Consider the following 13270-nt stretch of genomic DNA (forward strand, 5'->3'; position numbering starts at 1 on the left):
TTATGGGCGGGACTTATGTCCCAGCCTCTTTTATCATGACAAACAATTATTGAATTTCGATTTGGCCTGAATGATCATCACTTTCAGCCATCTTTGGTAACGTGATGTTTAAAACCCCGTTATCGATTTCAGCTGAGATGTGGTCGCGATCAACGCCAGGTAATTCATAAGTTCTGGACATAACACCATGACTGCGCTCGCTTGCAATGACTCTGCCCTGCTCATCCTTCTTTTCGGAAGCTTGAGCTTGGTCGACATTCAATGCCAAGTCACCGTTATCGTATGCCAAGTGAATGTTCTTCTTATCGATTCCTGGAACATCAACCTTCAGTTCGTAATCCTTGTCGGTTTCCTTGATGTCGGTCTTCAAGTCGCCGAGATTCATCGTGTCGTTGTCGCCTTCAATTGGGCTGAAGAAGCGACGTGCTAAACGATCAAAGAAAGGATCCATTGCAAAACGGTTCATAACTTCGTTTGTCATAATACCAATCTCCTTTGTTACAAGATTATTGGATTTGAAGCGTCAATGTGGGGTGGTGAAATGACATTGCTGCCATTCCCCCAAGGTTTTAAAATTTAAGGAATGCATTTGTTAACGAATACTGATTACTGGATTTCGATGTGCCCATTATTTTGGTCATTCTCAGTAACCTTTGGAAGTGTCACGCTCAAGACACCGTCATTAACGGCGGCAGAGATATTGTCACGATCGACGCCGGGCAACGTGTAACTCCGAGACATTACCCCGTGGCTTCGTTCGCTGGCAATTACCTTACCGTTTTCATCCTTTTGTTCGGATGACTGGTTTTGACTGATGTTCAGTGACAACGTATCGTTTTGGTAAGCCAAATGAATATTTTGCTTATCAACACCGGGAACATCAACTTTTAACGTGTAATCCTTATCGCTTTCCTTAATATCAGTTTTGAGATTTCCAAAATCTTCCATATCACTTGGGCTGAAGAAGCGGCGGGCCATTCGATCAAAGAATGGATCAAAGTCGAACCGATTCATTAAATCATTTGCCATAAGTACCAATCTCCTTATTGTCAGATTTTATTGAAGGTAAAGTGGTTAACCGCACTGGTTACTTGCTTTTCGTTTCTCCTTTACCTTTCATTTTCTATAGTAATCAGTTTTGAAAAAAATGCCAGCATTTAGCACTCCAAGTTAAAGAGTGCTAAATGCTGACTTCCTACATCGCTAATAGTTGAATGCTTTGATGATGTTTTTGATACTTCTCGCAGTCGCGGTTGCAGCGGTACTTTTTACCTTCGCTTGAATGTCAGGATCCGTTGCCGGGTCTTTGATATTCTCACCTTTCTGTTTTGCTGCCTGATACTGCTTCTCCAGATTTGCGTTCAACTGTTTGGTATAACGTTGGTTGAGGACCCTCTTTGAGTAGGCGTTGGCATATGTCTTGGCTGGTGATGTTTTTGTACGTGTAAATGTGTAGGATTTACCACCAGACTTTGCAATTCGGCCAGTACCAGTAGTGGCAATATGAACCTGATAACGGTTTTTGCCGAGTTGGATAATCTTGAAGCTGGTTTCGGTGGGTTGCAGTTTGCCATTAGAATTAATCAAGCGGTACGTTGAATAGAAGGTTTTTTTATTGGCACTGATTTTATTGCCAGTCGGGATGGCCGTCTGGATCTGCGGCTTTTGAAAATCGCCGAAAATAAGGACGGTTTGAATGCCTTGATGTGTCTTGACGTTTTTCCAATGAAACGCGAACTGTGCCCTGGCACTCTTAAAATAGCCACTGGGGCCGCTGATATCACCAGAAGAAAAGGTGGTGCTTGCGGATGAATTTGGTAATAACAGGGTGAATGTCAGTAGAAAACCGCTGATTACCAGTAAAATCGCCAAGCCGATTTGTGATGGTTTATGGGTTAAACGCATCGTTGAAGACTCCTTTCAATAAGTCAGATCTTTAAGTCGAACCTTATTATACACAGCGGTCATCGTCTTGGGTTATTTACAGACAAAAGATTGCTGAGTTTAACGGTTTCCGCTGGGACTAGCGGGGCCTCGTGGGCTATACTATAAATGAGTGAATATTCTCACATGTTGACCGGTAAATTTTAATTGTTAATGAAGGAATTTTTATGACAAAACAATCCACAAAACAGAAACTTGCTCAGACTTTGAAGGCCCTCATGGCGACAACGCCGGTGGACCGAATTACTATCGATATGTTAACCCAACGCGCGCATCTGACGCGGAACACCTTTTACTATCATTTTGATGATATTTATAGTCTGCTGGAGTGGGTTTATAAACAGGATTTACTGGTCAGCGTGACGACCTATACGAAAATCACTGACTGGAAAGTCGCTTACCGGCTGATTCTTGACTACATTGAAACGAATAAGCAGTTTTGTATGAACACGTTTCGTTCGGTTGCGCGTGATCTGCTCGAGGGATTCTTGTACTCCGTTGCCAGTGATTTGGTCGGCAAAGTGATTATTCACTCCAACCGTGACGTGTCGCCCAATTTGACTGAAGCAATCAAAAACTTTTATGGCTGGGCTTTGGTTATGCAGGTTGTGCAATGGCTGGCCAATGACCTTAAGGAACCGAAAGCAGCCGTTGTTCAGCGCGCGGAGATCATGCTGCGGGGCGGTATCGATAACGCCATTAAAAACGGGCAGGAACTGAGCGGATTTGGGCAAAATGGGTAGATTGTCCATTTCAATTTGACCGGGATCATTCTAAAATTAAGGTATCAAATAGATAATGAAGCAATCTAACTAAGGAAGTGGCAAGATGAAACATCGAACATTAATCTTGTTGGGGCTTGGCCTCACCGTCGCCAGCGTTTGTTTTCTGAAGTCGATCGGCTGGTTTGAGGACGACAAGCACCTGTATGACGAGTTTGAAGGCAAATAAAAGTCAGTTTTTTCAAGCGAGGAGGACATACAATGACAAAGAGTAAAGCAATTATGATTGGCGCTGGCTTAGCCAACATGGCTGCGGCAGTTTATTTAATTCAGGAGGGCCATTGGAACGGTAGTCAGATTACCTTCTACTCCATCGATGATCACGGTTCTAATGATGGATCGGCCGCCAGTGATGCCGCTAACGAGTATTGGAATAAAAATCACCCGATGGAAAACACGAAGGGATTCGTTGCCCGTGGTGGGCGGATGCTGAACTACCGGACTTACGTTGATTTGATGGATCTTTTAAGCCGGGTACCTTCCGCGACGGAAGCTGGAATGACGGCTGCTGAAGACACGCGTGACTTTGACGCCCATCACCGGACATTTGATAAGGCCCGGCTCATGGAAGGCGGTAAGGGCATTATCAACGGCGGCAAGCTTGGCTTTAACAATAAGGACCGCATGCTGCTGACTGAACTGCTTTTGATGCCGGACTCTAAGGAAGAAAAACTCGATAACGTGACGATTGCCGACTATTTCCGCGATGATCCGCACATGTTTGCCACCAACTTCTGGTATATGTGGGAAACCACCTTTGCGTTTCGAACTCAAAGTTCCGCTCAGGAGCTGCGCCGCTACATGCACCAAATGATTTATGAATTTACGCAGATTGAACATCTGGTTGGGGTTAACCGAACTCGTTACAATCAGTTTGAAAGTATCATGCTGCCGCTGATTAACTATTTAAAGGATCAGGGTGTCAACTTGGTCCTGAATCGACGGGTAACCGACTTTGAATTTAAGGATACACCGATGCAGGATGAGATTACGGTAACCGGTTTGAAGATGACCAACACTGAAACCAATGAGGAAGAGCACGTCGACGTCGATGATCAGACGGCCGTTATTTTCACAAACGGTTCGATTACCGATTCGGCAACGTTGGGAGACTTCAATACGCCAGCGGCTGAAAATATGGATTACGGGGCCGCGGCCAGTCTGTGGAAGAAAGCCACGGAGCGGTTCTATAACCTTGGGAATCCGGATAAATTCTTCAATGACCGAAACGCCAGTGAGTGGGTCAGTTTCACGTTAACGACCAGTGATCACACGTTATTAAACGAGATCACGCGAATTACCACCCAGGTTCCCGGGAACGCGTTGAATTCGTTTATTTCAACCTCTCCAATCACCCCATTGGGGCAAAAAGACGTCAACATGTCGATTGTGGTGCATCATCAACCACATTTCACGACTCAAAAGGCTAACGAGTCGGTTATTTGGGGATACTTCCTCTACCCGCGTCGGCGTGGCGAGTTTGTCCAGAAGGAATACATCAAGATGACGGGTAAAGAAATGGCTGAAGAGCTGCTCGGTCAGCTTTCAAAGGTTGACCCGGGTCCGGGCAACATTATGGACAAGAAGCAGGAAATAATGGACAGCATCATTAACTGTATTCCGGTATACATGCCATACGCATCGGCACTGTTCAATAACCGGGCAAAGTCAGATCGGCCCAAGGTAATTCCGGAACATTCAACCAACTTAGCCTTTACGGGTGAGTTTGCAGAACAGCCATATCAAATGGTCTTTACCGAGCAAAGTGCCGTTCGTTCGGGAGAAATTGCGGCTTACCACTTCACGGGTATTCCAATGTCGAAACTTGTGAAAAACAAGCGCTACGATCGCGATCCAAAGACACTTGCCAAGGCAACCCGGAAAATGTTTGAATAACGGTTGCTTAACCGAATAATAACAAGCACAAAGGCCACTCGCTTTTTCCGACGCGGGGGTCTTTTTGTGACGCTTAGTTTTTTGGAGAATCATGAATTGTCATAGCAAAACGACCCTAAAAATGGTATTCTATATGGTAGTTATGGTGACGTTACGGTAGCGTGCGCGTCACAATTCTGATTTGCGAGTAGGAAGGAATCCCGATGGCACATTCTAGTAAACAAATGAAGCGACTATTTTTAGTAATCATTGCAACTATTTTGTTCTTGCCGCTGTTTGGCCATGGCTTGGCCAACGGCTTATTTGGTAATGATCAGGAATCTGCAAACGCTGCTAAGAAGAGCGATAAATTTGATGTCAACAAGGTCCTTAAAGCCGAGGTCGTGTATTCAAAACACGTGCCGATTTTAAAAGTTACGGTTAAGCCGACCGTTACGAATGCGTTTGCCAAGAAGGATCAGGTCAAGTTTGCTTTTGATAAAAAGAACGTTAATTTAAAGAATATGAAGGCAAGTGTCCAAAAACACCTGCCATTTAAGCATGCGACCAAAAAGAAGACCCAACTGATATTGACATTTACGAAGGATGTTAAGTCTGGTACCTACACGCAGGCATACGCCATTCCAACCAAGGATGTTTCCAAAGTTACTAAGATTAAAGCTACTTATAAGGGACAAACAATTAAGGTTAAGAATAACAAGATCAAGTCGGGGAAATATGCCAAGGCTCAGGCAGACACAGCCTCCAAGAAGGACCGGTCTGACTTTAAAGGGTCAATCACAACGAGTGGGATTCACGCAAGAAGTGAGAATCAATCAACCACTTCTACTCCTGCTTCGTCAGCAAGCTCGGCCGCTAACACTTCCACTGTAAACGATCAAAGTACTGTGAACGTTTCCCAGAGCCAGTCAAATACCACGACGTATGCTGAAACTTACTATAGTAATAATGAGAGTTCCAACACCACCAGTTCTGATCAGCAATATAATGCTGCGGCAACAACGGGGACGACTTACGCATCAACTACCGGATATCCGGGTAATGGGTATGGATCCACAACTACAGTGACCCAAACGCAATCGGTTTCCTATGGCTACGGCTCTGGTGTTGGCACCACAAGTGGCTATCGGCAGACAACCACGCATCGAAGTAGTCAGAAACGTGACACTTCTGATTACAAACGGGTCAAGAAGACTACGAATCATAAGGCAGATTCTCAGAAAAAACGTCACGATTCAAAGAATGCAAAGAAGCATAAGGATTCTAAGAATACGAACAAATCGAATAAATCCAAGGCTAGTTCTAAGAAAAATGCAGATTCTAAGAAGTCTAAGGATCAATCTGATAAGAAGAAGCAGAATACCGATACGAATAAGAACGGCGACAACCAATAAGGGGACTGACACTAATAACCCGACAAATAATGGTGACAATGGTTCAACGACAACTGGCGGCAACACTTCAACTGGACAAAATCCACAGACGCCAACCAATGATAATGGTACGACTACCGCACCAGCGACTGGAGCAACAGATGACAACGGAACTCAGACCCCAACAACTGGGACTGAGTCAACGGTAAATGGTACCACAACTTCAACGACGACCCCTGCAGGTTCACCAGCGAGTGCATCAACAACAACCGCTGCTAATGCAAATTCAGATACAGGTTCAGACAATGGCGGCCAAACCCAGACGACTAATAATTCACAACAAGAAGTTTCAACAAGCACGACAAGTGGCCAACAATCTCAAACAAGTCAGGCAGCCTCGGGAGTTACTACAACGACAGCAACTACGGCAGCAACAACAGCGGTAGCAGCCTAAGTTAAGCTTAGATAGAGTTTAGTTAGCATACGTACGCGGCATGAGCTTGCTTAGAAATGACTGCATTGAAAAAACGCGGTAAGGATCCTTATTTTGTTGCGCGGAAAATTAAACCGACGCAAGGGAATCAGCGCAAAATTTAGGTATATGTAAAACCAAGGGATAAGTAGCGGCTTTTTAAGTGAAGGTGGCTGTGCTAAAGTCAGGTACTCCGATCACGGTTCTTCCTTTATGAGCTGGGTTAATCTTCTTTTATGCACCAGGTAATGAAGTGTTTACCATGCTCATTGTGCTGGAAGATTACCTAGGAGATCTTTGATTGCAAATTGGAATAAATAGGTTTATCGATCGTTAGAGTAGTTTGAGGAAGCACAACATTATTTGAAGTAAATTTTTGGAATGAGTAATGAGTAATTAACCAATTTTAAGAACGCTTTATTTAGTCAAAATGTGGACCCACCTGGAACATTTAAAACGGGGGTATTTTTAAAAGGACTGGAAAAACGAGCCAAATTTTTCGGCTCAAAACGAGATTGGCATTCTGTTAGCAAAGTGCGAACGAATGCATATTGTGTTTAAAATATTGAACAATGGTGAACGTTATTGAACAGACAGGGGAGCTATTAATCGCGAACCAAAATCGGAAACTTAGTACGTAGGTTTCCGGCTGATGCCGCAAGTTCTTTTGGCCGAATAATAAAAGTTTGAATTGCGTGCGAGTCATTTCTGGTTAAAAGTTTCAAAGACTGAGTCCACAGAAATGATCTAAACGACGAAAAGCCACCCCTGGTATCTTCGCCGAAAGAAATCTGCCGATTAATCTGGCCACTTGGAGCGTAGTGAAGATAACGGCTGATACAAAAGGATTTTATCCGTAACCGTAACATGTTATGGTTAGCCCGGAAAGCTGTGATCTGACCACTGCACGTCTGTTTATGGCCTAAAAAAATCACCGTAAGGGTAGTGGCTTACGAGTGACTTTAAGTATTTATGAGCCATTTCTATGCGAGTAATAGACCGACCGAATAGTGAATGATCATCGTAATGATGCCGACGATGACATTTCGGATCATAGCGGTCTTAACGAGGCCGTTGCCTAGCTTGGCGCTCATAAAACCGGTCAGAGCAACCGAGAAACAAACGGCTAAGATCGTGGCCGGCCATTGGTAAGCCACCGGCGTGATCGTCATGGCGACTAATGGGAATACGCCGCCAGCTGCCGCTGAAAATAACGATGAGAATGCGGCGTCCCAAGGGTTCATATAATGACCGAGGTTTAAATCGTACTTGATGTTGACGATTGTTTCCAATGGTTTCTTTTTCATCAAATCGGCGGCAATCAAATCGGCCGTTTTTCGGGTAACACCCTGATCCACATAATAATCGGAAACGGTTTGCAGTTGCTGATTGTAGTTTGTCTTTAGTAACGCCTTTTCTTTTCTAACAACTGACTGTTCTGTATCCTTCTGGGTACTAACTGAGGCATATTCACCGGACGCCATGGAAAAGGCACACGCTAACAGATCTGATAAACCGGCGATAAAAATGGTAAATTGATTTGTCGTCGCAACCGCGACACTAAACAATACCCCAACAACGGTCAGAATGCCGTCATTTGAGCCAAGCACCCCAGCCCTTAGGGTGTTCAGCTTTTCATCCATCGTTTGGGATGACTTATTCTTCTTTTTTGACCGAATACTTAGCATCATTACTGATTCCCCCTAGTTCACTGTATCAAGATTACGAGCCAATCAGTGTGCCGATCGTATAGGTCACAATCATGGTTAAAATCCCCGAAACAACATTTCTAATGATTCCGCGAGTTGTGTTTGAATTTCCCAGTTTCGCCGCTGAGTAGCCCGTAATTGCAAGAGCGATGATAACGGCAATTCCAGTTGCTAAAACCCGGATTGAACTGGGAAACGTGGTGATGGCAACCAGTGGTAAAATCGAACCAGTTGGAAATGAAATCATTGAAGCAATCGCGGCTGACAATGGGTTGGTATACTCACCAACATTAAAGCCGTACTTCTGGCGAACAGAGGTTTTTAAGGGATCCTTGTTCATCATTTCTTTGGTGGCCTGTTCGGCTAAGTCGGCTGTAATTCCATCGGAATCTAGCTTTTGTTGAACGGTATTGAATTCGTGATCGTATGAATCTGCCAAGGCCTGTTTCTGGTGGCTAATGGCATTTCGCTGGGAATCTTTTTGGGTATTAACTGAGACGAATTCACCCATCGCCATTGAAACTGTTCCGGCGAGCATGCCTGAAATTCCTGAAATAAAAATTGCAAAATTGCTGGACGTGGCACCTGCAACGCCGATAACAATCCCGGCAACTGAGACGATCCCATCGTTAGCGCCCATTACGGCAGCCCGCATCACGTTAATTTTCTGCGCTAAAGTTTTCTTTTTGGCATTCTGAGCCATGGTTACACCAGCTCTCTAATTTATAATTATTATTATCTGATACAAATTACATTATAGATCAATGGCTTAAAAAAGTAAAATCAAAAAGCCCCTTTTTTCGATTTTATTTTTTGGGACACCTTAATTTTAACTTGTTGTGGCTTAAATACATAGTTTTCCGACATAAACTTTACCATTTTAGAATATTATTATTGATTGACTAACAGAAGATAAGCGGCTACCATACACCGAGTAGGAAAAAATAAGGAGATGGATTTTTGATGGCGACAACGAATAATTCAGTTCTACGCCAGTTGATGAATCATCGGAGTATTCGACGATTTAAAGAACAGTCACTAACTGAAGATCAGGTTGATCAACTAGTAGCGGCTGCCCAGCACGCCTCAACCAGCACCTTTTCGCAACAGTATTCAATTATTAGCGTGACGGATCCAGCCATTCTGCACGAACTTGGCCAGATTACGTTGCATCCATGGCTGGAAAAGAGTGGGCACTATTTTGTGATGGTTGCCGACCAATTCCGGAACCTCCAAATTGCGAAGCGAGCAGGTGTCGATCCGTTCACATTGCATACCACCGACAAGTTTTTGGCTGCCGTTTTTGACACAGCAATTGCGACTGAAAACATCATGGTTGCCGCCGAAAGTATGGATCTTGGGGGCACCATTATGGGGAGTATCTTGAATGACACCAAGCGGGTGATTGAATTGTTGCAATTGCCTGAATTGACATTCCCGCTTCTGGGAATCGCCATTGGCTATCCTGCCGATGAACCAGATTTAAAACCCCGGATGGCAGCAAATCTCATGCATTTCCAGAATCGTTATCAACCAGATCAAGGAGACGATCTGAAAGCCTACGACAAATTGATTGCGACATACTACCAAAAACGGGGATCAAATCGTCGGACTGAAACTTTCAGTAGTCACATTTTATCGGAATTGGGTCGAAGCCATCAGGTACGAGCGGACTTATTAGACAATATTAAAGATCAGGGATTTCTGCTTAATTAGTCGTCTTGAACCCCGATAATGACAAAATGATGAGAAAAATGATTGACTTTTGTGTGATTTCACCTTACATTTATAGGTAATTGATTGACAGTTTTTATTCAGCGATGACGGAGAAGAGTAAATTCATCCTCATTTAAAGCGACCATTGACAGTGCGAGAATGGAATGAGTGAATTGAAAGTGCGCTCTGAGTTGAATCGGTGGAAAACACCGCAACTAGATAGGACTCAATGAAGGTGTCTGTTTTATAGCGGGCACGAAAAAGGGTGGAACCACGATAAATCGTCCCTGTTGTTTTGGAAACAAAACAGCAGGGCTTTTTTAAACTCTAAAAATAACTGTTGATCGGATTTATTACGTGACTCTAGAATGGAGATGATTTGATGAGTTGGGCTATTATCCAGCAAAGTTTGCCCATGTTTGGCAAAGGATTTGAATTAACGCTGTGGCTTTCGTTTGTTGGAATCATCGGCTCAATTGTGGTTGGTCTAATATGCAGCTTAGTGCAATACTTTCGGGTGCCGGTTTTTCGTCAAATTGCGTCGGTCTATGTTGAAATTTCCCGAAATACGCCGTTGTTGATTCAGTTATTTTTCTTATATTACGCATTTCCAGTTCTGGGAATTAAGTTTGGTGCGCAGCTTTGCGGAATTATTGGGTTGATTTTTCTGGGTGGCAGTTACATGGCGGAAGGCTTTACCGGTGGGTTTAATGGCGTTTCCAAAAGCCAAGTTGAATCTGGTAAGGCAATTGGCTTGAGTCGCTGGCAATTGGCGCGGTACGTTGTTTTTCCCCAGGGGTTCTCGTTAAGTGTGCCGGCAATGGCCGCCAACGTGATATTCCTGATTAAGGAAACGTCGATTTTTACCGTGATTGCAATCCCAGAGCTGACCAATACCGCACTTGATTTGATTGGAATGTACTATCGGTCAAACGAGTATTTATTCGTACTAGTCATTGCCTACGCAATTATTTTGGTCCCACTGTCAATTATTTTAACGTTATTGGAAAAGAGGGTTCGTTATGGCACATTCGGGAATTAGTGTTCTATTTGAAGGCACCAACTTCATGCGGTTGCTTGGCGGCCTGTGGGTAACCGTTAAGATTGCAGCCGTTGCACTGATTTTTGGCATCATCCTTGGAATTATCCTCGGGGTTTTACGGACCTTTAAGAATCGGCCGTTGCGAGTCGTTCTGCGGTTATATTTGGAATTCTTCCGGGTTGTGCCAACAGTGGTGTTGCTATTCTTGTTCTACTACATCTTGCCGCGCCAAATGAATTTCAATTTACCGGCTGATCAGTTGGCAACCCTCGTATTTGTGCTTTGGGTTGGTGCTGAGATGAGTGACATCGTTCGCGGAGCTTTGATTTCAGTGCCACGACACCAAATCGAATCCGGCAAGGCGATTGGTCTCAACCGGTTTCAGCTTTATCGTTACGTACTGATTCCCCAATCGTTAACGCTGGAAATTCCGGCAACCATTAATTTGGCAACTCGGGTGATCAAAACGACCTCAATCCTGCTGCTGATTTCCGTCATGGATGTCATCAATATTGGTCAACAAATCATCGAGGCAAATAATCATACCTACCCAACCGGTGTTTTCTGGGTCTACGGATTAATTTTCCTATTTTATTTCTTAATCGATTACCCACTATCTTGGTGGGCGAAACGGCTGGAAAAGAGGAGACTGGAGAAGGCAAATGGCTGATAAAGTACTGGAAGTTGCACATTTAGAGAAGTTTTATGGTAAGAAACACGTTTTACACGATATTAATTTTTCGGTTGATCAGGGTGAGGTCGTGACGCTGTTAGGGCCTTCCGGGTCAGGAAAGAGTACGCTGATTCGTTGCCTGAATGGCTTGGAAACGTATCAGAAGGGAACGATTACCTTTGAAGGTCAGAAAATTGTGCCGACCGAAAAGAACTGGCAGCAGCTCCGCCAAAAAATCGGCATGGTTTTTCAGAGTTACGATCTGTTTCCAAATTTGACCGTCATGGATAACATCTTATTAGGTCCGACCAAGGTTCAAAAGCAGGATAAGCAGGCGGCCCGTCAGGAGGCTGAACGACTACTTGCCAGCGTTGAACTGTCAGACTACGCCAACGCATATCCGCGTGAATTGTCGGGTGGTCAGGCCCAGCGAGTTGCGATCGTCCGTGCGTTGGCCCTTCACCCGGACTTTATGCTGTTTGATGAGGTGACGGCGTCGCTGGATCCGGAAATGGTGCGCGGAGTGCTGAATATTATTGAAGGGTTAGCCGATCAGGACAACATGACGATGATCGTTGTCACGCATGAAATGAACTTTGCGAAACAGATTGCTGATCGGGTCCTGTTTTTACAGGATGGTGAGATATTGGAACAGACATCATCTAAACAATTCTTTAGTAACCCCCAAACCAGCCGGGCAAAGGAATTCTTAGATAGTATGGACTTTTAGTGAGGAAAATGGAGGGTGTATTATGAAGAAAAATTGGGTGAGAAAGCTGATAACCATCGTGACCATGGCCGCTGCGCTGGTCCTGGTATTAGCGGGTTGTGGTAACAGTAAGAGCAGTTCGAGTAACAATCCCAGTTCCGTTTCGGCGATCAAGAAAAAGGGCACCATTCGAATTGCCGTATTTGGTGATTTGCCGCCCTATGGTTGGGTAAATAAGGATGGAAAACGCGTTGGTTATGACGTGAAGTTGGCTCACCAAGTCGCTAAGGACCTCGGTGTTAAGGTGAAGTTTGTCCAAGTTAACGCGAATAACCGGGTGGATGCCTTGAACTCAAACAAGGTGGATTTGGTGCTGGCAAACTTCACGGTAACTCCACAGCGAAAGCAGGTGGTCAGTTTTGCTAAGCCATACATGAAGGTTTCCGTTGGGGTTGTCTCACCAAAGAATAAGCCGGTTACCAAGGTTAGCCAACTGCAGGGTAAAAATGTGATCGTGACGAAGGGAACCACTGCTGAAACATACTTCACGACTGATCAGAAGAAGGTTAAGTTACTGAAATTCGATTCCAAAACCCAGCAATTTAACGCTTTGAAGAACGGTCGTGGGGTTGCCCTAGCTGACGATAACTCATACCTGTACGCATGGTCGAAGAGTAATCCGAAGTACACGGTTGGCATCAAGAGTATTGGGCCTAAGTCCTACATTGCCCCGGCCGTTAAGAAGGGCAATAAGTCACTATTGAATTGGACCAATAAAGAGATTACCAAGTTGACTAAGAAGAGCTACTTTGTTAATGACTATAATACTGAACTGAAGCCGTACTTTGGTAAGGAAGTAAAGCCTTCGGATATCGTGCTGCCAACCAAGTAAGCAAAAAGCGATTCACCAAAATTAATCGGAAACTAAAAGTGGAAACCATTTGTGATTAGGTT

15 protein-coding genes are annotated in these 13270 nt (G+C 44.3%); 10 read left to right on the forward strand and 5 right to left on the reverse strand.

From position 1 onward, the window contains the following. Positions 1–46: 46 nt before the first annotated feature. The 3 genes from FD47_RS07745 to FD47_RS07755 all read right to left on the reverse strand — a co-directional run bounded on the left by FD47_RS07745 (position 47) and on the right by FD47_RS07755 (position 1905). On the reverse strand, positions 47–481 hold the full coding sequence (locus tag FD47_RS07745) for an Hsp20/alpha crystallin family protein (RefSeq protein WP_008211472.1): 435 nt from the start codon (positions 479–481) through the stop codon (positions 47–49). Positions 482–606: 125 nt separating this feature from the next. After that, complete coding sequence (locus FD47_RS07750; protein WP_056980419.1) at positions 607–1029, reverse strand: Hsp20/alpha crystallin family protein; 423 nt, start codon at positions 1027–1029, stop codon at positions 607–609. 174 nt (positions 1030–1203) lie between these two features. After that, positions 1204–1905 carry a hypothetical protein gene (locus tag FD47_RS07755; protein WP_054734675.1) on the reverse strand — a complete coding sequence of 234 codons (702 nt, stop codon included), beginning with the start codon at positions 1903–1905 and terminating at the stop codon, positions 1204–1206. Positions 1906–2111: 206 nt separating this feature from the next. On the opposite strand from FD47_RS07755, the gene FD47_RS07760 reads away from it, so the two are divergent. From FD47_RS07760 to FD47_RS15350, 5 genes are all read left to right on the forward strand, one after another. Beyond that, on the forward strand, positions 2112–2687 hold the full coding sequence (locus tag FD47_RS07760; RefSeq protein WP_054734672.1) for a TetR/AcrR family transcriptional regulator: 576 nt from the start codon (positions 2112–2114) through the stop codon (positions 2685–2687). An 85-nt stretch (positions 2688–2772) separates the two neighbouring features. Then, complete coding sequence (locus FD47_RS16090; protein ID WP_008211464.1) at positions 2773–2895, forward strand: hypothetical protein; 123 nt, start codon at positions 2773–2775, stop codon at positions 2893–2895. A 32-nt stretch (positions 2896–2927) separates the two neighbouring features. Next, the gene (locus tag FD47_RS07765; protein WP_056980422.1) at positions 2928–4622 is read left to right on the forward strand and encodes an oleate hydratase; all 1695 of its coding nucleotides are present in this window, start codon (positions 2928–2930) and stop codon (positions 4620–4622) included. Between the two features lie 203 nt (positions 4623–4825). Beyond that, on the forward strand, positions 4826–6016 hold the full coding sequence (locus FD47_RS07770; protein ID WP_056980423.1) for a hypothetical protein: 1191 nt from the start codon (positions 4826–4828) through the stop codon (positions 6014–6016). Next, positions 5934–6449 carry a hypothetical protein gene (locus FD47_RS15350; RefSeq protein WP_156319450.1) on the forward strand — a complete coding sequence of 172 codons (516 nt, stop codon included), beginning with the start codon at positions 5934–5936 and terminating at the stop codon, positions 6447–6449. Before FD47_RS07770 ends, FD47_RS15350 begins: the two co-directional genes overlap by 83 nt. 1001 nt (positions 6450–7450) lie before the next feature. Here the strand turns inward: FD47_RS15350 and FD47_RS07780 are convergent. Next, complete coding sequence (locus FD47_RS07780; RefSeq protein ID WP_054734678.1) at positions 7451–8155, reverse strand: VIT1/CCC1 transporter family protein; 705 nt, start codon at positions 8153–8155, stop codon at positions 7451–7453. A 34-nt stretch (positions 8156–8189) separates the two neighbouring features. Continuing rightward, positions 8190–8879: a VIT1/CCC1 transporter family protein gene (locus FD47_RS07785; RefSeq protein ID WP_054734658.1), complete on the reverse strand. Its 690-nt coding sequence runs from the start codon at positions 8877–8879 to the stop codon at positions 8190–8192. A 260-nt stretch (positions 8880–9139) separates the two neighbouring features. Between FD47_RS07785 and FD47_RS07790 the strand changes: the two genes are divergently transcribed. From FD47_RS07790 to FD47_RS07810, 5 genes are all read left to right on the forward strand, one after another. Continuing rightward, positions 9140–9892 carry an NADPH-dependent oxidoreductase gene (locus FD47_RS07790; protein WP_054734655.1) on the forward strand — a complete coding sequence of 251 codons (753 nt, stop codon included), beginning with the start codon at positions 9140–9142 and terminating at the stop codon, positions 9890–9892. Between the two features lie 382 nt (positions 9893–10274). Next, the gene (locus FD47_RS07795) at positions 10275–10934 is read left to right on the forward strand and encodes an amino acid ABC transporter permease (RefSeq protein ID WP_054734653.1); all 660 of its coding nucleotides are present in this window, start codon (positions 10275–10277) and stop codon (positions 10932–10934) included. After that, on the forward strand, positions 10915–11604 hold the full coding sequence (locus FD47_RS07800) for an amino acid ABC transporter permease (protein WP_056980425.1): 690 nt from the start codon (positions 10915–10917) through the stop codon (positions 11602–11604). Before FD47_RS07795 ends, FD47_RS07800 begins: the two co-directional genes overlap by 20 nt. Continuing rightward, positions 11597–12337: an amino acid ABC transporter ATP-binding protein gene (locus tag FD47_RS07805; protein WP_008211448.1), complete on the forward strand. Its 741-nt coding sequence runs from the start codon at positions 11597–11599 to the stop codon at positions 12335–12337. Before FD47_RS07800 ends, FD47_RS07805 begins: the two co-directional genes overlap by 8 nt. Positions 12338–12359: 22 nt before the next feature. Continuing rightward, positions 12360–13208: a transporter substrate-binding domain-containing protein gene (locus tag FD47_RS07810; protein ID WP_054734650.1), complete on the forward strand. Its 849-nt coding sequence runs from the start codon at positions 12360–12362 to the stop codon at positions 13206–13208. The last annotated feature ends 62 nt before the right edge of the window (positions 13209–13270 follow it).

The organism is Lentilactobacillus parafarraginis DSM 18390 = JCM 14109, assembly GCF_001435895.1.
Classification (GTDB): domain Bacteria; phylum Bacillota; class Bacilli; order Lactobacillales; family Lactobacillaceae; genus Lentilactobacillus; species Lentilactobacillus parafarraginis.

Coding starts and splice junctions, on each gene's coding strand:
- FD47_RS07745 (WP_008211472.1), bottom strand. CDS start 481: ATGACAAACGAAGTTATGAACCGTTTTGCAATGGATCCTTTCTTTGAT.
- FD47_RS07750 (WP_056980419.1), bottom strand. CDS start 1,029: ATGGCAAATGATTTAATGAATCGGTTCGACTTTGATCCATTCTTTGAT.
- FD47_RS07755 (WP_054734675.1), bottom strand. CDS start 1,905: ATGCGTTTAACCCATAAACCATCACAAATCGGCTTGGCGATTTTACTG.
- FD47_RS07760 (WP_054734672.1), top strand. CDS start 2,112: ATGACAAAACAATCCACAAAACAGAAACTTGCTCAGACTTTGAAGGCC.
- FD47_RS16090 (WP_008211464.1), top strand. CDS start 2,773: ATGAAACATCGAACATTAATCTTGTTGGGGCTTGGCCTCACCGTCGCC.
- FD47_RS07765 (WP_056980422.1), top strand. CDS start 2,928: ATGACAAAGAGTAAAGCAATTATGATTGGCGCTGGCTTAGCCAACATG.
- FD47_RS07770 (WP_056980423.1), top strand. CDS start 4,826: ATGGCACATTCTAGTAAACAAATGAAGCGACTATTTTTAGTAATCATT.
- FD47_RS15350 (WP_156319450.1), top strand. CDS start 5,934: ATGCAGATTCTAAGAAGTCTAAGGATCAATCTGATAAGAAGAAGCAGA.
- FD47_RS07780 (WP_054734678.1), bottom strand. CDS start 8,155: ATGCTAAGTATTCGGTCAAAAAAGAAGAATAAGTCATCCCAAACGATG.
- FD47_RS07785 (WP_054734658.1), bottom strand. CDS start 8,879: ATGGCTCAGAATGCCAAAAAGAAAACTTTAGCGCAGAAAATTAACGTG.
- FD47_RS07790 (WP_054734655.1), top strand. CDS start 9,140: ATGGCGACAACGAATAATTCAGTTCTACGCCAGTTGATGAATCATCGG.
- FD47_RS07795 (WP_054734653.1), top strand. CDS start 10,275: ATGAGTTGGGCTATTATCCAGCAAAGTTTGCCCATGTTTGGCAAAGGA.
- FD47_RS07800 (WP_056980425.1), top strand. CDS start 10,915: ATGGCACATTCGGGAATTAGTGTTCTATTTGAAGGCACCAACTTCATG.
- FD47_RS07805 (WP_008211448.1), top strand. CDS start 11,597: ATGGCTGATAAAGTACTGGAAGTTGCACATTTAGAGAAGTTTTATGGT.
- FD47_RS07810 (WP_054734650.1), top strand. CDS start 12,360: ATGAAGAAAAATTGGGTGAGAAAGCTGATAACCATCGTGACCATGGCC.